Raw genomic sequence first — 18584 nt, forward strand, 5'->3', positions numbered from 1 at the left:
GTTCGGCCGTTTGGAGAGCCATGTCGCTGCGTCACCCCGCTTCCCGCGTCCCCCAACTCCTCCTCGCCGCTTCCCTCCTGGGAGCGCTCTTCACCCCGCCCGCCGTGGCGGCACCGGCCCACCGCTCCCCTGTGGGCGAAACGTCCGGAGGCCTGCCGCTGCGGGTCGCCACGTACAACATCCATGCCGGTGCGGGCATGGACGGCGTCTTCGACCTGGACCGACAGACCGCCGAACTCCGTGCGCTGGACGCCGATGTGATTTGTCTTCAGGAGGTCGACCGGCACTGGGGCTCCCGCAGTGAGTGGCGGGATCTCGCGGGCGATGTGGCCCGGCGGCTCCGGATGCACGTCTCCTTCGCACCGATCTACAGCCTCGACCCGGCCCAACCGGGCGGTCCCCGGGCCGAGTACGGGGTGGCCGTGCTGTCGCGGCACCGGATCGTGGGCGCCGAGAACCACGAGATCACCCGCCTCTCGACGCAGGACCCGAACCCGGTGCCCGCGCCCGCCCCGGGGTTCGGCGAGGTCGTCGTACGGGTACGGGGACTGCCGGTGCACGTGTACGTCACGCACCTCGACTACCGCCCGGACCCCGCCGTCCGCGTAGCCCAGGTCGCCGACACCCGGCGGATCATGGCCGAGGACCGGGGGCCGAAGATCCTGCTCGGCGACTTCAACGCGGAGCCCGACGCCCCCGAACTGGCCCCGCTGTGGCGGGAACTGGCGGACGCGGACCCCGGGGCGCCCACGTTCCCGGCGCGGAATCCGGTCAAGCGGATCGACTTCGTGGCGGTGTCGAAGGAGCGGACCGCTGTGCGGCGGGCCTGGGTGCCGGACAGCCTCGCCTCCGACCACCGGGCGGTGGTGGCGGATCTGCTGTTACGGAGGTGACGGCGGGCGCTCGGAGGCAGGCCGGGCAGGGCAGGCCACCCGGAGGCAGAGCCGAGCCCCCGCAGGCAGGCACACTGAGGCGAGCGCCCGACGACACGCGCCCCACGACAAGCGCACGGGGGCGGGAGAGGGCGAGGATAGGGCCGGGACTTGGACCGGGACTTGGACCGGGACTTGGACCGGGACCGGGGCCAGGGCCGAGACCGGGACCGGGGCCTGCACCTGGAACGGGCCCAGGGCCAGAGCGCCGGGCTCCAGGACCGAGGAGCGGAAGCCCGGGGAACCGGGACCGGGGCCAGGAGCCGGAGACCTGGGGCCACGGCCCAAGGAACCCCGGAGCCAGGAGCCAGGGACCTGGGAACTGGGACGGGGGCCACGGCCCAAGGAACCCCGGGTCGGAGCCAGGAGCCAGGAGCCCCGGGACAGAACATGCGGTGCCGGACGACCGGCGGCGGTACCGGACGACCGGACGGGACGAAGGATGGTCATGACCACCACCACCCTGCACACACTGCTGGACACCCACATCGCCAGGGGCTCGATGCCGGGCGCGGTGGCGCTGGTCGCCCGGGGCGGGCGGGTCGAGGCCGTGTCGGCGGGTACGGCCGGCCTCGCCGGGTCGGCGCCGATGCGGCGGGACTCGCTGTTCCGCATCGCCTCGATCACCAAACCGATCGTGGCGGCGGCCGCCATGACGCTCGTCGAGGACGGTCTGATCGCGCCCGCCGACCCGGTCGCGGCGTGGCTGCCCGAGCTGGCCTCGCCCCTGGTCGTCCGGACCCCGCAGAGCCCGGTCGACGACGTGGTGTCGGCGGTCCGCCCGATCACCCTCCTGGACCTGCTGACGTTCCGGGCCGGCTACGGCTTCCCGTCCGACTTCTCGCTCCCGGCCGTCGCGCCGCTGTTCGCGGAGCTGAAGCAGGGGCCGCCGCAGCCGCAGGCCGGTCTCGCACCGGACGCCTGGACGGCCGAGCTGTCCCGCCTCCCCCTGCTGCACCAGCCGGGCGACGGCTGGCTCTACAACACGTGCTCCGACATCCTCGGCGTCCTCGTCGCCCGCGTCGCCGACCGCCCGCTGCCCGGGTATCTGTCGGAGCGGATCTTCGAGCCCCTCGGCATGAAGGACACCGGGTTCTGGGTGGAGCCCGCCGCGCTGGACCGGTTCACCAGCCTCTACCGGGCCGGGGCGGGCGGGGACGGGGACGAGCCCGAGCTGGTCGACGCCCCGGACGGACAGTGGAGCAGCCCGCCGCCGTTCCCGTCCGGCGCCGGAGGCCTCGTCTCGACCGTCGACGACTGGTACGCCTTCGGCCGGATGCTGCTCGCCGAGGGCCTGAACGACGCCGGTGACCGGGTGCTGGCCGGCGAGTCCGTCCGCCAGATGATCACCGACCACCTGACCCCGGAGCAGCGCGCCGCGAGCGGGCTGTTCACGGAGGGCCAGGGCTGGGGGTTCGGCGGCGCGGTGGACGTCGAGATCGCCGCCCCCTGGAACGTGCCCGGCCGCTACGGCTGGGTCGGCGGCACCGGCACCACGGCCCACGTCATCCCCGCCACGGGCACGGTCGCCGTCCTCCTCACCCAGATGGAGATGGGCGGACCGGCCGCACCCGAGGTGATGCGGGACTTCTGGACGTACGCGGCCGGCTTCTGAGCGCGGCCGCGTACGCCTCCGGGTCCCTCAGCTCGTGGGCTGTGTCAGGTCGTAGAACGTGGCGCTGCCGACGGTGACCTCGGTGAAGTTCTCCGTCACCCAGGAGGAGATCTGCGAGGAGGTGCCGGAGGAACCCATGCCTCCGGGCCCGCCGCCCCTGCCGCCGCCCATTCCGCCGCCCGAGACGAAGTAGTGGATCCTGCCGTCCGCCACGTACTCCTTGAACTGGGCGAGCGTCGGCGACGGGTCGCTCCCGTTGAACCCGCCGACCGCCATCACCGGTTCCCCGGTCGAGAGTTGGTAGCTGGCCGCGTTCTGGGCGCCGACGGCCGCGGCGACCCAGGTGTAGTCGTCCGCGTCCTTCGCCAGGAGCGCCTTCGCCTCGGCGTCGACGGTCGCGCCGTTCAGGAGGCCGCCCATGCCTCCGCCCGCGCCGCCGCCCCTCGTGCCGTCGCCGGCGGCCGTACCGGCACCACCCGGCGGCGTGGGCATGCCGCCCGTCGCGCTACCCGGCCGGTTCCCCTGCCCCTGGGCCTGCCCCGGAGCCCACCCCTGGCCTTGTCCCTGTCCCTGGCCTTGTCCCTGGCCCTGGCCCTGGCCCTGGCCGGGAGGCTGCTGCAGGCCGCCGCGCTGCCCGCCGTCACCACCCCCGGGCCCCCCGGGGCCGCCCCGGCCGCCACCGGGCCCGCCCATGCCGAACCCGGCCGAAGGACCGGCGGTCACGATCGACCCCTGGTGGCCGCTGTTCAGGGTGGAGACGGTGTACGCGGCCGGCCCCGCCAGCGACGCCACGCAGCTCAGCCCCACCGCGGCCAGGCTCAGACCCCGCCCGCCGAACCGGCCCGCGACCAGCAGTCCCAGCGCACCGGCGACCCCGCCCGCGAACACCGCCCAGCGCAGCCACGGCAGGTAGTCCGGGGTGCGGCCCAGCAGGACGTACGCCCAGAGCACCGTCACGAGGACCGTGCCGGCGAGCACCGCACGCGGCCACCAGGACGACCGCTCCTCCCAGAGCACCGCCACCCCCATGGCCACGAGTGCGGCGATGTACGGGGCGAGGGCCACCGTGTAGTACTGGTGGAAGATCCCGGCCATGAAGCTGAACACCGCGGCGGTCATCACCAACGCCCCGCCCCAGGCGATGAACGCGGCCCGGGCGGAGTCCGTCCGCCCCGCCTTCCGGGTCAGCCAGAGACCGGCCACCAGCAGGATCAGCGCGGCCGGTAGCAGCCACGCGATCTGGCCGCCGATCTCGGAATTGAACATCCGGCCGATGCCGGTCTCGCCCCAGCCACCGCCCCCGCGGCCACCGCCGCCGCCCACGCTTCCGGTCTCCTCGCCGTTGATGCGGCCGAGCCCGTTGTAGCCGAAGGTCAGCTCCAGGAACGAGTTGTTCTGCGAGCCACCGACGTACGGCCGCGAGGAGGCCGGCATCAGCTCGACGATCGCGACCCACCAGCCACCGGCGACCACCATCGTCAGTCCGGAGAGGGCGAGCTGGCCGATCCGCCTCCGTACGGGGACCGGGGCGCACACCGCGTACAGCACGGCCAGCGGCGGCAGGATCAGGAACGCCTGGAGGGTCTTCGTCAGGAACGCGAGCCCCACCGCCGCCCCCGCCCACAGCAGCCACTTCGTGCGCCCCTGCTCCAGCGCCCGCAGCACGCACCACACGGTCACGGTCATCAGCAGGGCGAGGAGCGCGTCCGGGTTGTTGAAGCGGAACATCAGCGCGGCGACCGGCGTCAGGGCGAAGACCCCGACCGCGATCAGTCCGGCGACCGGACCGAAGCGGCGGCGTACGGCGGAGTTGAGCACCGCCGCCGTGGCGAGCGCCATCAGCACCTGGGGGGCCAGGATCGCCCAGGAGTTGAGCCCGAAGAGCCGTACGGAGAGGGCCATCGGCCAGAGGGCGGCCGGGGGCTTGTCGACGGTGATGGCGCCTGCGGAGTCCAGCGAGCCGAAGAAGAACGCCTTCCAGCTCTGGCTGCCCGCCTGAACGGCGGCGGAGTAGAAGGAGTTGGCGTAACCGGAAGCACTGAGGTTGAAGAAGTACGCGAGGCCCACGGCGAGCAGCAGCCCGTACAGGGCGGGGCGCGCCCAGCGGGGCCCGCTGACGGGCGCGGGCGGCACGGCGGCCGGAGGCGCGGGAGCGGTGATCGTGGTCATCGCAGATCCTCGGAGTCGGCGGAGGCGGAAACGGAAGCGGAGACGGAGGCGGAAGCGGGCAAGGGAAGAGGAACGGAAAGGGGAAGGAGAGCCGGAGCCGGAGCCGGAGCGGCAGCGGCAGCGGCAGCGGCAGCGGCAGCGGCAGCGGTGATCGTCGTCATCGGACGTCCTCGAAGTCGGGGGCGCGGTGGGAGCCGGCCGGGAAGACCCAGGCGCGCAGGAGCAGGAAGCGCAGCACGGTGGCGGCGAGGTTGGCGGTGATCAGGACGGCCAGCTCGGTGGAGTGCGAGGGCGAGGCGGTGGCCGCGCCGAGCGCCGCGAGGGAGCCGCTGGTCAGCGCGAGGCCGATCGCGAAGACGACGAGGCCCTGGGCCTGATGGCGGGCCGCTCCGCGCCGCCCGCGTACCCCGAAGGTGAGCCGGCGGTTGGCTGCGGTGTTGGCGACGGCGGAGACGAGCAGCGCGCCGCCGTTGGCGAACTGCGGGCCGACGCCGAGCCGGAAGAGGGAGTAGAGGGCGAGGTAGAAGAGGGTGGACAGGACGCCCACGGCGCAGAACCCGACGAGCTGACGGGCCAGTCCGCGCTCCACCCCGGTCAGCGCCCGGTCGCGCGGGTCGTCCCCGAAGGGCCGGGCCAGCCGGTCCAGCGGCAGCGCGCCCACGGCCAGCGCCCGCCCGACCCGCCACACGCCCTTCAGGTCCTCGGCGGCCGTCCGCACGATGTGGACGGTCGAGTCGGGGTCGTCGATCCAGTCGACGGGCACCTCGTGGATGCGCAGCCCGGCCCGCTCGGCGAGGACGAGCAGTTCGGTGTCGAAGAACCAGCCGCTGTCCTCCACCATCGGCAGCAGCCGCTCGGCGACCTCGCGCCGGACCGCCTTGAACCCGCACTGGGCGTCGCTGAAGCCGGCGGCGAGGGACGAGCGCAGGATGAGGTTGTAGGCGCGCGAGACGAACTCCCGCTTGGGCCCCCGCACCACCCGCGAACTCCGGGTCAGCCGCGAGCCGATGGCCAGGTCGGAGTGGCCGGAGATCAGCGGGGCGACCAGCGGGAGGAGCGCGTTGAGATCGGTGGAGAGGTCGACGTCCATATAGGCGAGGACCGGGGCGTCGGAGGCCGTCCACACGGTCCGCAGGGCCCGCCCGCGTCCCTTCTCCTCCAGCCGTACGGACCGCACCCCGGGCAGCTCGGCGGCGAGCGCGGCGGCCACGGCCGGGGTGGCGTCGGTGCTGGCGTTGTCGGCCACGGTGATACGGAAGGGGTACGGGAAGGTCCGCGCCAGATGGCCGTGGAGGCGGACGACGCAGGGGCGGAGGTCCTTCTCCTCGTTGTACACGGGGACGACGACGTCGAGCACGGGGGCGGGGGAGGCCGCGGGTCCGTACTGCCGGGCCGGAAGGTGTTCCCGGCCCGGCAGCCGGCCGTGGGCCGTGCCGTCCCCGGCGTCCCTGCTGCTGTTGCGGCGGCCGGTCGTTCCGGGACCGCTCCGGAGGCTGCTGTCGGTGGTCATGCTCCGACGTTCGCCAACCGCGCTGTCACACCGATGTGGTGAGCCTGTCCCCGGGCTGTGAGTCCACGCGGTCGACGTCGGCCGCGGCCGGCAGCTCGACCGTGAAGACCGTCCGTCCCGGCGCCGACTCCACCCGTACGCGGCCGTCGTGCGCGGCGACGACGGCCTGAACGATGGCGAGTCCGAGACCGGTCGAACCGGTCGCTCCGCCGCCGTCCGCACCCCGTGTCCGGGAGGCGTCCCCCCGCGCGAACCGTTCGAAGACGTGCGGCAGCAGTTCGCGGGGGATGCCGGGCCCGTCGTCCCGTACCTCCAGCAGCACCGGCCCCGCACCGCGCGCGGGCGGCTGCACGGAGACCGTCACGGTGGTCCCCGGCGGGGTGTGCGTACGGGCGTTGGCGAGGAGGTTGACGAGCACCTGCTGGATCCGCTCGGGGTCCGCGCGTACGGTCACGGGCTCGGCGGCCCCGGGCAGTTCGAGCCGCCAGCGGTGCCGGGCGCCCGCCTCGGCTCCCGGGCCGACAGGCCCCGGACCGACAGGCCCCGGACCGACAACGCCGGCTCCCTCAAAGCGCGGTCCCTCAGAGCCCGTTTCCTCAGAGCCCGGACCGACGGGCCCCGGACCGACGAGCCCTGGGCCGGCAACGCCCCTCCCCTCACAGCTCGGTCCCTCGACGCCTGTCCCCTCGACGCCCGTCCCCACGAAGTCCGTCGCCTCGACGCCCGCTCCCTCGCCCCCCGTGCCGTCCGCCGCCCGTGCGTCACTCACCGCGTCCACGACCAGCGGCAGCAGATCGATGCTGCCGTACGAGAGCGGACGCCCGGCGTCCAGCCGGGCCAGCAGCAGCAGATCCTCGACCAGGCCCGTCATCCGGTCCGCCTCCGACTCGATCCGCCCCAGCGCGTGCCGGATGACGGCCTCGGACTCCGGACCGGCCCCCGCGTGCCGGGCGACGAAGCCGGGCCCCGGCCCCGCTCCCGTACCCAGGACAGCCGGATCAGGCCGTGAACCCGCCCCCGTGCCCCGGGCAGCCGGGGCACGCCCCGTACCCGCCCCCGCGCCCCGGTCGGCCATCCCCGGCTCCGGGTGTGCGCCTCCCCCGCCGGCGCGGCGGGTCAGCTCGGCGTACCCCCGGATCGAGGCGAGCGGCGTGCGCAGTTCATGGCTGGCGTCGGCGACGAACTGCCGGACGCGCGTCTCGCTCTCCTGGCGGGCGGCGAGGGCGGAACCGACGTGCCCCAGCATCCGGTTGAGGGCGGCTCCCACCTGCCCGACCTCGGTACGGGGATCGGCCTCGGCGTCCGGGACGCGTTCGAGGAGCGCCACCTCGCCTCGGTGCAGGGGGAGTTCGGAGACCCGGGTGGCCGTGGCGGCGACCCGGCGCAAGGGACGCAGGGCGACCCCGACGAGCACGGTGCCCGCGATCGAGGCGGCGATGAGCCCGGCGGCGGTGACACAGACCTCGACGACGATCAGGGTGGTCAGCGCCCCGCTCACCTCGGCGCTGGGGATGCCGACGAGAACGGTGTCCCCCTCGGCGGTGGTCGTGGCCTCGACCCGGTAGCCGCCGAGGCCGGGCAGATCGACGCTCCGGGTACCGTCACCGGCTCCCGGGGCGGCCTTCTCCAGCGCGGCCCGCTGCTCGGCGGTCAGCGGCTCGGCGCTCTCCTGGGCGCGGAGCCCGCTGTCCTCGACGACCTTCGACGCGGTGACCTCCCCGTCGGCGTCGACGAGCGCCCCGAACGTGCCGAGCGGCTGCCCGCCGCCGCCGACGAAGCCGAGCGGGCCCGCCTCGCGCAGCGTCCCGGGCAACGGGCCCGGGCCGGGCGGCCGCCCGGCCCGCTCGGCGACGGAGTGCAGCTGGTCGTCGAGCTTGCCGTACATGTAGCTGTGGAAGGCGATCGCGGTGACGGACCCGATGACCGCAGCGACGACGGCGATCAGGGACACGGCCGACACCACGAGCCGGGTCCGCAGCGTCCAGGGCCTGCGCGCCATCACCATGCGGGTGCCCCTACTCACCGGGCTTGATCAGATAACCGGCGCCGCGCCGGGTGTGGATCATCGGAGAGCGCCCGGCGTCGATCTTCTTGCGGAGGTAGGAGATGTAGAGCTCGACGACGTTGGCCTGGCCGCCGAAGTCGTAGTTCCAGACCCGGTCGAGGATCTGCGCCTTGCTGAGCACGCGGCGCGGGTTGCGCATCAGGAAGCGCAGCAGCTCGAATTCGGTCGCGGTGACGTGGATCGCCTGCCCGCCGCGGCTCACCTCGTGGCTGTCCTCGTCGAGCACCAGGTCCCCGACGGTCAGCGTGGACTCGCCGCGCCCGGCGGCGACGGCCGAGCCCGAGCGGCGGATGAGCCCGCGCAGCCGGGCCACGACCTCCTCCAGGCTGAACGGCTTGGTGACGTAGTCGTCGCCGCCCGCGGTGAGCCCGGCGATGCGGTCCTCCACGGCGTCCCGGGCGGTGAGGAAGAGCACGGGCACATCGGCGTGGTCACGGCGCAGCCGGCCCAGCACGGCCAGCCCGTCCATGTCCGGCAGCATCACGTCCAGGACCACCGCGTCCGGCCGGAAGTCGCGTGCCGCCCGCACCGCCGCGGCCCCGTCCCCGGCGCTGCGCACCTCCCACCCCTCGTAACGCAGGGCCATCGAGAGCAGCTCGGTGAGCGGCGCCTCGTCGTCCACGACCAGGACCCGGACAGGGGTACGGTCCGGCCTGAGCAGTTCGGTACGCCCCTGGGGCGAGGTCGTCGTCGTCATGGGCCTCACTCTGTGAGGCGCCCGTGAGAGAAGCCTGACCCGTTCCTGTGAATTCCCTGAGAAATCGCCGCGGCCGGGGAGTCAGCGGCCCGGACGGGCCGCCGCACACGGGGGCGGCCCCGAGTCGGCGGGGGTGACTCGGGGCCGCGGCCGTACGGTCTGTGCGCACGCCGCCCGCGCTCAAGGACGGCGGTCGCACAGCCCGGTGCGGGTCTCAGCTCTTGGGCATGAGGACGGTGTCGACGATGTAGACGGTGGCGTTGGCGGTGGGCACGTTGCCGCAGACGACCTTGGAGGTGTCGTTGACGGTGTAGTCCTCGCCGGAGCCCTTGGTGGTGAGGGTGGACTTCTGGAGGGTGTCGTAGGTGCCGCTCTCCAGCTGCGTCGGGGAGAGCTTCTCGCCGACCACGTGGTAGGTGAGGATGTTGGTGAGCATGTCCTTGTCGGCCAGGACCTTGTCCAGGTCGGCCTTCGGGATCTTCGCGAAGGCGTCGTTGGTCGGCGCGAACACGGTGATGTTCTCGGCGTTGTTGAGGGTGTCGACGAGGCCGGCCTTCTTCACCGCGGTGACCAGGGTGGACAGGGCCGGGTTGTTCGAGGCGGCGGTGGCGACCGGGTCCTGGGCCATGCCGTCGAAGGATCCCGCGCCGTCCTTCGGTACGGAAGCGCAGGCCGGGCCGAACGGGCCGTCCGCGGGGGCCGCGCCTTCGGCCGGCGCGCTCGACGTGTCCTCCGCGGGGGCGGAGGAGGCGGCCTTGTCGGCGGCGGCGTCGGAGGAGCTGTCGTCCCCGCCGCAGGCGGTCAGCGTGAGGGGGAGGACGGCGGCGGCGGTGAGGGCCAGGGCCGCGCGGCGGTAGCGAAAGGCAGTCACGGGATTCTCCTGCGTGTTCGGTTGGTAGCGCTGCGTGTCCGTCGGTGGGTGGAGCTCGGTGACGGGGGGTGGTGTTCCGCAGTGCTGACGTCAGGTCAGGTGCCGCTCCGGTACGGGGCGGCTCGGGTCAGAGCGATCGTCCGTGGAGCGGTTCGGGGGCGAAGGCCGCTGCGAGGCGGATGGGTTGTGCGGCTCTGATCCTCATGTCAGCTATCCGGAGCCGCCACGAGAACGGATTGGTCGGGAGACGGAAAAACTTTCTCCGCCACGCTCCGGCCGCCCGGTGACCCCGTGCCCCCCGTGCCCCCGTGGCCCGGTGCCCCTGCGACCCCGCGACCCCGCGACCTGGGGCGGCGGCAGCGGCAGCAGCGCGGCCGCGACGGGCCGACCACCCGCGCCCCCGCCGCACGCTAGCCCGTTCGGGTGTCGATCGGGAACCGACCAATCCGAGGTCCCAGCAGCAGCGAACACCGGATGTGAGCGGGCGTCAGGAGGAGGCCCCGCACACGACGAGGCTCCCCGTCGGCTGCGTGGAGCCTCACCTCGCTCCCCGCGGAGAAAGGCCCGTGGAGAGCGAATGTTGTGGGGCGCCACTCTCCTGGGGCGCCCCACAACGGATGGCCTGCCCCTGGCGCCCCTCGCTCAGGCGATGCCCCGGCACCCCCTCGCTGAAGCGGTGCCCCGGCACCCCCTCGCTGAAGCGGTGCCCCGGCACCCCCTCGCTCAAGCGGTGCCTGGCACCCCCTCGCTCAGGCCTCCGGCAGCCCGAACAACGCGGCGGCGTTCCCCCGGCAGACAGCCCGCAACCACGCATCGCCCAGACCGAGCCGCTCCAGCGCCTCCAGCTGATGGACGTACGGGTAGGGGATGTTCGGGAAGTCCGTCCCCAGCAGGATGCGGTCCCCGAGGTCCGCGAGCCGCCCGCGCTCGGCCGCCGGGAAGGGGCTGAGCCGCTCGCTGAAGTCGGTGAACGCCATGGTCGTGTCCAGCCGGACCTCCGGGTACGCCTCCGCCAGCGCCAGGAACTCCGCGTACTCCGGCATCCCCATGTGCGCGACGATCAGCCGCAGCCGCGGGTGCCGGGCCAGTAGCCGCCCGATCGGCTCCGGCCCGGTGAACCTCCCCGGAGCGGGCCCGGACCCGCAGTGCATGACCACCGGGATCCCGGCCTCCGCGAGCAGCCCCCACACGGCGTCCAGCAAGGGATCGTTGGCGTCGTACGCGCCCACCTGAAGGTGCGACTTGAACACCCGGGCCCCCGCCTCGACGGCCTCCTTCACGTACACCTCCACGCCCTCCTCCGGGAAGAGGGTCGCGGTGTGCAGGCAGTCGGGGGTCCGGTCCGCGAAGTCGGCGGCCCAGCCGTTCAGCCAGCGGGCCATGCCGGGCTTGTGCGGGTAGAGCATGGCGGTGAACCGGACCACCCCGAACGCCCGCAGCAGGCCGAGCCGCCGCTCCTCCTCGTACCGGTAGGTGATCGGCCATTCCAGCCCGGTGAGCGGCCCGGCCGCGTCGAAGTAGGCCCACACCTTGCGCAGGACCTGCTCGGGCATGAAGTGGGTGTGCACGTCGATGATCCCGGGCAGCCCGAGCCGCTCCCGGAACCGCACCACGTCATCGATTCCCGTCTCCACGGTCCCCGTCTCCATGCGCAGCCCTTTCGCAGGTCGTCAGAACAACCCACCCTGCACACCACCGCCGCCGATGTCGATGAGGGGGACACCCATATCGCTCCCGGTCAGCCCGGCCGGGCGGGCCACCGCCGTCAGATCCCACCCCGTGAGCAGCCGCGTGTCCAGCACGACCACGCCCCCGCCCGCCACCGCGAGGTGCAGATCGGGCCCGGCCGCCGCGACGAGCCGCCCCGTCACCACGCCCCCGTCGACCAGCTCCCGCACAGCCCTGACGGGCACGGGCGCACCTTCCCGCACCGGTCCCCCGGGGGCGGCCTCGGGCGCACGGTCGAGCCCGAACACGCCGACCTGATCGACGACGTCGAGAGGCAGCCGCCGCAACGACTCCGGCCAGCCGCGCCCTTCGAGCCCGGCCGCCCGCTCGTACAGCTCGGCCACCGCCCCGGCCCGCTCCTCCGGCCCCGGCAACCGCCCCCGCACGGCCCGCTTCCCGGCGTACGGGATCCGGTCGGGCACCCCGAGGGCCGCCCGCAGCACCTCCTCGGTCCGCCGGGCGGCCATGAGGGGCCCGCGCCCCAGCCAGCTGAAGGCCACGGCCCCCTGGTCACGCAGCCGGGCGGCCCCGCGCTCCTCCCCGGTGATCCCGACCTTGACCAGGCCGGGGCCGAACCAGGCGAGATACACGCGGTACGTCCGGGGGTCGTCCGCCATCGTGTCGGCGGCCACCGAATGCGCCCGGTCCAGCCGCGCACACTCGGCGCACCGCCCCCCGGTCGAGCGCCCCGGCACCACGGCGCCCAGCGGGCACACGTGCCCCCGGGCCCCCGCACAGTGCCGCTCCCCGACGGCCCGGAACCCGAGGCCGGCCCCGTACGCGAGCACACTCACCCGCCGCCGCCCGCCCCTGCGCCACTCCAGCTCGGGCGCCTCCCCGGGCCACCGCAGCCCGGCACACCGCCACCCGCCACCGGATTCCCGGACCCCACACGTCATCCGGGGATGCTACGCGTGCCCTCCGACACCCTCGATCCCCCGGACGCCACCGCCGCCACGGACGCCCTCGATCCGCTGTCGCATCGCGGCCATGCGCCGCACGAAGCGCCGGTTGAACCAGACCATCCACCCCAGGAACGCCACGCCGAACCCGAGCGTCCACAGCCCCGCCGGCACGTTGCCGGAGGCGAACCAGAGCAACGGGGTCCCGAGGGAGATCACCCCGAGCATGGGGAGGGCCCACCACCGGCTGCGCCGCAGCTTCTCCTCCCGCCGCCGGATCAGCCGGACCATGGCCGCCTGCTCGGCCGGATCCTCGGGCAACTCACCGTTCTTCGCGATGCGGCGCTCCAGCTCCGGAACCCTGGCCGGGTCGGTCCCCACGGCCTTCGCGTCCCGTCCCCTGCGCCGCATCAGGACCCACGTCAGGAGACCGGCGTAGAAGACACCGCCGACCAGCGCCTCCGGCCACGCGGACCAGCCGCGGAACGCCAGCCGGACGGCCACGCCGATCACCAGCACCAGCAGCCCGATCGCCCACCACTGATCACGCCAACGCCCCTGCGCCGCCTGCCCCTTCGCTCCCATCGCCCACCTCCGAACGGGAGGGGCGCCCAGCACGCCCCGTACCTGCTCGGCTACCCCGCCGTCGCCACGGCGAACGGCCGGCGCCCGCCCCCTGCCCGCTCCCGCCGCCACTCCCGCTCCCGTCCCCGCTCCCGCCCCGTTAGGATCCGCACCATGGCGCTGACCGGGAACCAGGTGGACCAGTTCGAGGCCGCCATGCCCCGCCTCAAGGCCATCGCGTACCGCCTCCTCGGCTCGGCGAGCGATGCCGAGGACGCCGTACAGGACACGTTCCTGCGCTGGCAGGCCGCCGACATCGACCGCATCCAGGTCCCCGAGGCCTGGCTGACCAAGGTCCTCACCAACCTCTGCCTCAACGAGCTCACCTCGGCGCGCGCCCGCCGCGAGACGTACGTGGGCCAGTGGCTGCCGGAGCCGCTGCTCGCCGGGGACCCGATGCTCGGCCCGGCCGACACAGCCGAGCAGCGCGAGTCGGTGTCGTTCGCGGTCCTCGCGCTGATGGAGCGGCTGTCGCCCAACGAGCGGGTGGTGTACGTCCTGCGGGAGGCCTTCGGCTATCCGCACCGGAGGATCGCGGAGATCCTGGACATCACGGAGGCGTCCGCCCAGCAGATCCTCCACCGCGCCCGGAAGCACATCGCGGCGGGCCGGGCCCGTACCGAGATCGACGAGGCGGCCGCCCGCCGGATCGTCGAGGAGTTCCTCACGGCGGCCACCAGCGGCCGGACCGAACCGCTGGTCGAACTGCTCACCGCGGACGTCATCGCGGTCGGCGACGGCGGCGGGAAGGCGCCGGCCCGCGCGAAGGCGTTCGAGGGGGCCGCGGCGGTCGCCACGTTCATGCGGAGCCTGTTCACCCCCAACCAGGCCGCCCGCCGCCTCATCGGCGGCACCGCGGAGGTCCACCTCTCCTCCGCGAACGGGCGGCCCGCCCTGGTGGTCCTGGTCGGCGGCCGGGTCATCGGCGTGATCTGCCCGGAGATCACGCCGGACGGCATCGCCGCGTTCCGCAGCCAGGTCAACCCCGACAAGCTCGAACGCGCGACGCGGCACTGGGCGTCCACGGACCACGGGGCCCCACTCCTCCGCATCGACCAAGAAGCGTGACCCACGTCACACCTTCCTCCTGTCAGCAATCGACGGCCTGCCCGGTTCAAGGGGCGAAACCGCGCGAGACAGGAGTGCAGAGACATGCAGAACATGCGGCAGACCAGCCGGCAGCACCGCGTCGTCGTCATCGGAGCCGGATACACCGGAGCGACCGCCGCCGGACGCCTCGCCCGGCGCCTGCGCGACGAGGACGTCTCCATCACCCTCGTCAACGCCGAACCGGACTTCGTCGAGCGCGTCCGGTTGCACCAGCTGGCGGTGGGCCAGCCCCTCCGCCCCCGCCCCCTCGACGCCATGTTCGCCGGTACGGGCGTCACCCTGCGCCTCGGGCGGGTGACGGGCATCGACGTCGACCGCAGGACGGTGACCGTCACCGGCGCGAGCGGCACCGAGGGCCCGCAGGACCTGGCGTACGACACCCTCGTCCACGCCCTCGGCAGCGCCTGGAACACCCAGGGCGTCCCCGGCACCACGGAGCACGCGTACGAGATCGCCGGCCGCGAGGGGGCGCTGCGCCTGCGCGACCGCCTGGCCGCCCTCGCCCCCGGCAGCCCCGTGACCGTCGTCGGCGGCGGACTCACCGGCGTCGAGGCCGCGACGGAACTCGCCGAGACCCGCCCCGACCTCGCCGTCTCCCTGGTGGCCCGGGGCGGACTGGGCGACTGGCTCTCGGCCAGGGGCGCCCGGCACCTGCGGAAGGTCTTCGCCGACCTGCGGATCACCGCCCACGAACACACCACTGTCACCGCCGTGCACGCCGACCGCGTCACCACCACCCGAGGCGACATCCCCGCAGCGGTCACCCTCTGGACGACGGGCTTCGCGGTCCACCCGATCGCCCGGGCCACGACGCTGGAGACCGGCGACACGGGCCAGATCGTGGTCGACGCCACCATGCGCTCGGTCTCCCACCCGGACGTGTACGCCATCGGCGACGCGGCCCTGGTGGCCGGCCCCGGCGACAAGCCGCTGCGCATGTCCTGCGCCTCGGGCGTCCCGACAGCCTGGCAGGCCGCCGACGCCATCGCGGCCCGCCTGACCGGCGCCAAGCTCCCGACCGTATCGGCCCGCTACTACAACCAGTGCATCTCGCTGGGCCGCAAGGAGGGCCTGATCCAGTACGTGACCGCCGACGACCGAGCCGTCAGCGCGGCCCTGACCGGCCGCCCGGCCGCCCTCTACAAGGAGTTGGTCTGCAAGGCCGCGGCCTGGGGCGTGGCGAACCCCACCCTGGGCCTGCCGACTCGCCGGCGCCGGGTGACGGCGGACCGGGCGCGGGTGAGCGTGACACCGGCCTGAGCTTCCGGCCGGCCGGGACGGGCCGACCGGCCGGACACGCGGGGCCCCGGAGCTCCCCCGGGGCCTCCCAGCTCCACCGCCCTACGGGCGCGCCGCCCCTGTGGGTCACTCCCCTCGACCGGCCAGGCCAAGGCCATGGCTTCTAGAACGGCCGGAACATCGCGTCCGACTCTTCACCGGGTGGCAGCGACCGGCTCATCTGGACGTAGACAGGCCCGTACGGCGTGTCGGTCCGCAGGGCTTCCCACTGATCCAGATCGTGGGCGCAGTAACGACGCAGCAGATCGAGAAGCTGACCGACTTCGCCATCTGACAGCGGTCCGCCGCCGGGAGAGGAGTCATCCACGCGTGCACCCCAGCCGGGGCCACCGGACGCCCACAGCCCCCGGCCCTTCGCCACCGCGAAACCACCTCCCCACCCCTCCGGACAGAAGCCGACGGCCCACCGGTCCGGCCGCGCTGCTCAGGCACCGCACTTCGCTGCCGCACGATCCAAGAAATCCTGGGAAGTCATGGGCGAGCAGGGGCGGTTGCCTGTTACCGCGGTACAACGCTGCTGTACCCCTAAGCCGATTCGGTGGTCTTGGCACTCCGGCGATGCCTCCCACGGTAGATCACCCAGAGGCTGACCAGAACAAGCACCGCCCCACCGATGGGCCAACCCAGGGAGGCACCATCGCGATAGTCGCTGATGCCCATGGTGAGAAGGAGAACGGACAGGGGCAGCCCTGCCCAGTCGAGGGCCCTGTTCAACCTGTCGGGTATCGAAGGCTGGCTCACAGCTTGATCCTGACAGACGCGTACTAACTCCACCAGATGCGAACTCGCCGCGGAGACAGGGGTTCATGTCGTAACTGCTGACGTAAGAGGCCGGGGACCACTTGGCAGATCCTGTCCGGAAGGGCAGTGGCAGGCAGCTACGGATAGACTCCGTCTGGCCATGCGTCGTCCAGCGGCCAAGGACACGGCACTCGGGTTCGCCCCGATGCGGAAACCCCGGTTCGAATCCGGGCGATGGCACCTCAAGCCGCAGGCTCGGTCCTCCGAGACCGCGAGTCGGCCGCCGACCGCGCGGGCAGTGAAGCAGACGTTGATGGGCCACCTGTGGAAGCTCTCCTACACGCCGAGTACCTGCCGGACGGCCGCGTGACGCTCTCGCGCCCCGGTGATCCAGTCGCCTTTGAGGTCCAAGGGCACCCGCACGCAGATCTGAGTGCTGGGCGCATCCCGGACCTCGACCACGTACGGGTCATCGGCCACGAAGGTGAGGTACGCGGTACGGCCTTCCTGCGGCCAGTCTCCGGCAAACACAGAGTCGTCATCGCCGTCGTGATCGTCTTCCTCGACGGCCTCCAGCAGCGAGCCCCACGCCCGGATGGCATCGGCGTCGAATCCCGTCCGGACGGTGGCGTTGACGAAGCCGCTCTCGATGACGATCTCAGCGTCGTAGTAGTCCTGCTCATGGGAGAGCACTCGGACGGAGACGCTCTGCACGCCGTCGTCCAAGCGGATCAGTTCCACCGGCTCGGCACTCTCGGCCACGGCTCCCCCTAGGGCTGACACGGTTGCTGTACTTCGCTGCTGTACGGCAGGGAAACGCAAGAGGCCCCGGATTTCTCCGGGGCCTCTTGCCTGCTGTGCACTCGGCAGGATTCGAACCTGCAACCTTCTGATCCGTAGTCAGATGCTCTATCCGTTAAGCTACGAGTGCTTGGCGTTCCGGGCTTTTTTTCTTCCCGGTCGGCGTTGCGAGAACAACATTACATGACCTGCGCCGTGACGCGAAATCCATTAGCCGCACCGCCGCTGAGCTGCGGAAACAGCCTCCAGTGCCCCACCCCGGCGCCCTCCCGTTCCAGCCACGCCGTGCTCCCGCACCCCGGAACGGCCGAAGCCCCGTGCCGGGGGCACGGGGCTTCGGGGTGGAGCGGAGGCGGAGGGATTTGAACCCTCGATGGGGGGTAAACCCCAAACCGCATTAGCAGTGCGGCGCCATAGACCGGACTAGGCGACGCCTCCTCCACACACCTCGCGCGGACGCGAGTGGTGCGTGCAGATGATGACACAGTCGAGCGTCGTGCCACCAATCGCGGCCAACGTTACTAGCCCTCCGGGGGCCAGGGCAAAGCAGTTCGGCGTGGTGGCGCAACGTCCGGGCGCGGTGGGCGTTAGAGAGGAGTGGGGGCCTCGGGTCTCCGTCCAGTCGTCCAGTCGTCGTCGCCCGTTCTTCGTCCGTCAGCGTGGCGCCGGGGCGGTCCGGGATCGTCCGTGGCCGCCGCCCGCGGCCGACCCCGCTGCAGAGATCCTGGAGCTTTCGCATGCTGCGCCGTCTCGCCCTCACCGCCGTCGTCCCTCTCGCCGTACTCGCCGCCGCCCTGCCGGTGTCCACCGCCACCGCCTCCGGGGCCGCGTCCTCCGGGCCGGTGCCCTCGGCCGCGCCGACCTCCGGTCCGTTCGCCGCCGCCCGGCCCGCCCTCGGCCCGCGGCCCATGACGATTCCGCTGCCGGGTTTCCTGGACGGGGGCGAAGGGACGGAGGCCGACGAGGCGCCGACGCGGCTCACCGTGAGCGTCGAGAACACGGGGGTCCCCGGGGCCGACGGCACGTTCGAGTTGGAGTGCGGGCCCACCGGGGGCACCCACCCCGACGGGCAGGCCGCCTGTGAGCGGCTGGCGGAGGCCGGTTCCACCCGGGCCGGGCGCCAGGAGATGTTCCGGGAGACCCCCGAGGGCACGATGTGCACGATGATCCACGGCGGCGACGCCTTCGCGCGCATCGTGGGCACCTGGGAGGGCCGGGCCGTGGACACCACCGCCAGCCGCCGCGACGGATGCGAGATCGCGCGCTGGAACAGCCTCGTGCCGGTGCTCCCGGATGTCCGGTAGTCCGGCGTCCAGAAGTCGCCGGTGGTCCGGAGGTCGCCGGCAGTCCGGCGTCCGGAAGCCCGGCCTGCGGCTGGGCCGACGTCCGGCAGCGGATCAGGCCTCCGGTATCTGATCCGCTGTCCGGTGGTTCGATCTCCGGTGGTTCGATCTCCGCTGGTCCGATCTCCGGCAGCCCGGTGTCCGGTGGTCCGGCCGCCGAGCGGCCCGATGTCCAGT

At 73.2% G+C, this 18584-nt stretch carries 15 protein-coding genes and 3 tRNA genes; 6 read left to right on the top strand and 12 right to left on the bottom strand.

Annotation, left to right across the window (positions count from 1 at the left end):
• Nucleotides 1-20 precede the first annotated feature (20 nt).
• Nucleotides 21-893 (top strand): endonuclease/exonuclease/phosphatase family protein, encoded by an 873-nt coding sequence (locus tag KME66_RS16160; protein ID WP_216323119.1) that lies wholly within the window; start codon nucleotides 21-23, stop codon nucleotides 891-893.
• A gap of 487 nt (nucleotides 894-1380) precedes the next feature.
• Nucleotides 1381-2547 (top strand): serine hydrolase, encoded by a 1167-nt coding sequence (locus tag KME66_RS16165; protein ID WP_216323121.1) that lies wholly within the window; start codon nucleotides 1381-1383, stop codon nucleotides 2545-2547.
• Nucleotides 2548-2574: 27 nt separating this feature from the next.
• On the opposite strand, the gene KME66_RS16170 is transcribed toward KME66_RS16165, so the two are convergent.
• The 8 genes from KME66_RS16170 to KME66_RS16205 all read right to left on the bottom strand — a co-directional run bounded on the left by KME66_RS16170 (nucleotide 2575) and on the right by KME66_RS16205 (nucleotide 13074).
• Nucleotides 2575-4716: a glycosyltransferase family 39 protein gene (locus tag KME66_RS16170; protein WP_216323123.1), complete on the bottom strand. Its 2142-nt coding sequence runs from the start codon at nucleotides 4714-4716 to the stop codon at nucleotides 2575-2577.
• 157 nt (nucleotides 4717-4873) lie between these two features.
• A complete protein-coding gene (locus KME66_RS16175) occupies nucleotides 4874-6226 on the bottom strand; it encodes a bifunctional glycosyltransferase family 2/GtrA family protein (protein ID WP_216323125.1) in 1353 nt (450 codons plus the stop codon).
• Nucleotides 6227-6251: 25 nt separating this feature from the next.
• Complete coding sequence (locus tag KME66_RS16180; protein WP_216329405.1) at nucleotides 6252-8225, bottom strand: cell wall metabolism sensor histidine kinase WalK; 1974 nt, start codon at nucleotides 8223-8225, stop codon at nucleotides 6252-6254.
• 16 nt (nucleotides 8226-8241) lie between these two features.
• Nucleotides 8242-8988: a response regulator transcription factor gene (locus KME66_RS16185; RefSeq protein ID WP_216323127.1), complete on the bottom strand. Its 747-nt coding sequence runs from the start codon at nucleotides 8986-8988 to the stop codon at nucleotides 8242-8244.
• Between the two features lie 214 nt (nucleotides 8989-9202).
• Nucleotides 9203-9859: a fasciclin domain-containing protein gene (locus KME66_RS16190; RefSeq protein ID WP_073223144.1), complete on the bottom strand. Its 657-nt coding sequence runs from the start codon at nucleotides 9857-9859 to the stop codon at nucleotides 9203-9205.
• Between the two features lie 749 nt (nucleotides 9860-10608).
• Entirely contained in the window at nucleotides 10609-11508 is a 900-nt protein-coding gene (locus KME66_RS16195; RefSeq protein WP_216323129.1) for an amidohydrolase family protein, read from the bottom strand.
• Between the two features lie 21 nt (nucleotides 11509-11529).
• A complete protein-coding gene (locus KME66_RS16200; RefSeq protein ID WP_216323132.1) occupies nucleotides 11530-12486 on the bottom strand; it encodes a DUF2797 domain-containing protein in 957 nt (318 codons plus the stop codon).
• Nucleotides 12487-12495: 9 nt separating this feature from the next.
• Nucleotides 12496-13074: a hypothetical protein gene (locus KME66_RS16205; RefSeq protein WP_073223138.1), complete on the bottom strand. Its 579-nt coding sequence runs from the start codon at nucleotides 13072-13074 to the stop codon at nucleotides 12496-12498.
• 153 nt (nucleotides 13075-13227) lie between these two features.
• Between KME66_RS16205 and sigJ the strand changes: the two genes are divergently transcribed.
• Together sigJ and KME66_RS16215 are read left to right on the top strand one after the other, a co-directional pair.
• A complete protein-coding gene (sigJ, locus tag KME66_RS16210; protein WP_216323134.1) occupies nucleotides 13228-14181 on the top strand; it encodes an RNA polymerase sigma factor SigJ in 954 nt (317 codons plus the stop codon).
• A 93-nt stretch (nucleotides 14182-14274) separates the two neighbouring features.
• Nucleotides 14275-15483, top strand: coding sequence for an FAD-dependent oxidoreductase (locus KME66_RS16215; protein ID WP_216329407.1), 1209 nt, complete (start codon nucleotides 14275-14277; stop codon nucleotides 15481-15483).
• A 142-nt stretch (nucleotides 15484-15625) separates the two neighbouring features.
• Here the strand turns inward: KME66_RS16215 and KME66_RS16220 are convergent, their stop codons facing one another.
• Nucleotides 15626-15829, bottom strand: coding sequence for a hypothetical protein (locus KME66_RS16220; protein WP_073223134.1), 204 nt, complete (start codon nucleotides 15827-15829; stop codon nucleotides 15626-15628).
• Nucleotides 15830-16420: 591 nt separating this feature from the next.
• Between KME66_RS16220 and KME66_RS16225 the strand changes: the two genes are divergently transcribed.
• Nucleotides 16421-16503: transfer RNA gene (locus tag KME66_RS16225), tRNA-OTHER, on the top strand.
• 96 nt (nucleotides 16504-16599) lie between these two features.
• Here the strand turns inward: KME66_RS16225 and KME66_RS16230 are convergent.
• The 3 genes from KME66_RS16230 to KME66_RS16240 all read right to left on the bottom strand — a co-directional run bounded on the left by KME66_RS16230 (nucleotide 16600) and on the right by KME66_RS16240 (nucleotide 17502).
• Nucleotides 16600-17025 (bottom strand): DUF5959 family protein, encoded by a 426-nt coding sequence (locus tag KME66_RS16230; protein ID WP_216323137.1) that lies wholly within the window; start codon nucleotides 17023-17025, stop codon nucleotides 16600-16602.
• 96 nt (nucleotides 17026-17121) lie between these two features.
• Nucleotides 17122-17194, bottom strand: a tRNA-Arg gene (locus KME66_RS16235).
• 217 nt (nucleotides 17195-17411) lie between these two features.
• Nucleotides 17412-17502 (bottom strand) — tRNA-Ser (locus tag KME66_RS16240).
• A 299-nt stretch (nucleotides 17503-17801) separates the two neighbouring features.
• Here KME66_RS16240 and KME66_RS16245 point away from each other — a divergent pair.
• Entirely contained in the window at nucleotides 17802-18368 is a 567-nt protein-coding gene (locus KME66_RS16245; protein ID WP_216323141.1) for an SSI family serine proteinase inhibitor, read from the top strand.
• Nucleotides 18369-18584 lie beyond the last annotated feature (216 nt).

Origin of the sequence: Streptomyces sp. YPW6 (assembly GCF_018866325.1) — a bacterium.
In the GTDB taxonomy this organism is placed as follows: domain Bacteria; phylum Actinomycetota; class Actinomycetes; order Streptomycetales; family Streptomycetaceae; genus Streptomyces.

What these genes read in the sequence shown, in the direction of transcription:
- KME66_RS16245 (WP_216323141.1), top strand. Translation starts at nt 17,802, where the DNA reads ATGCTGCGCCGTCTCGCCCTCACCGCCGTCGTCCCTCTCGCCGTACTC.
- KME66_RS16185 (WP_216323127.1), bottom strand. Translation starts at nt 8,988, where the DNA reads ATGACGACGACGACCTCGCCCCAGGGGCGTACCGAACTGCTCAGGCCG.
- KME66_RS16160 (WP_216323119.1), top strand. Translation starts at nt 21, where the DNA reads ATGTCGCTGCGTCACCCCGCTTCCCGCGTCCCCCAACTCCTCCTCGCC.
- KME66_RS16200 (WP_216323132.1), bottom strand. Translation starts at nt 12,486, where the DNA reads ATGACGTGTGGGGTCCGGGAATCCGGTGGCGGGTGGCGGTGTGCCGGG.
- KME66_RS16205 (WP_073223138.1), bottom strand. Translation starts at nt 13,074, where the DNA reads ATGGGAGCGAAGGGGCAGGCGGCGCAGGGGCGTTGGCGTGATCAGTGG.
- KME66_RS16165 (WP_216323121.1), top strand. Translation starts at nt 1,381, where the DNA reads ATGACCACCACCACCCTGCACACACTGCTGGACACCCACATCGCCAGG.
- KME66_RS16195 (WP_216323129.1), bottom strand. Translation starts at nt 11,508, where the DNA reads ATGGAGACGGGGACCGTGGAGACGGGAATCGATGACGTGGTGCGGTTC.
- KME66_RS16215 (WP_216329407.1), top strand. Translation starts at nt 14,275, where the DNA reads ATGCGGCAGACCAGCCGGCAGCACCGCGTCGTCGTCATCGGAGCCGGA.
- KME66_RS16170 (WP_216323123.1), bottom strand. Translation starts at nt 4,716, where the DNA reads ATGACCACGATCACCGCTCCCGCGCCTCCGGCCGCCGTGCCGCCCGCG.
- KME66_RS16175 (WP_216323125.1), bottom strand. Translation starts at nt 6,226, where the DNA reads ATGACCACCGACAGCAGCCTCCGGAGCGGTCCCGGAACGACCGGCCGC.
- KME66_RS16180 (WP_216329405.1), bottom strand. Translation starts at nt 8,225, where the DNA reads ATGGCGCGCAGGCCCTGGACGCTGCGGACCCGGCTCGTGGTGTCGGCC.
- sigJ (WP_216323134.1), top strand. Translation starts at nt 13,228, where the DNA reads ATGGCGCTGACCGGGAACCAGGTGGACCAGTTCGAGGCCGCCATGCCC.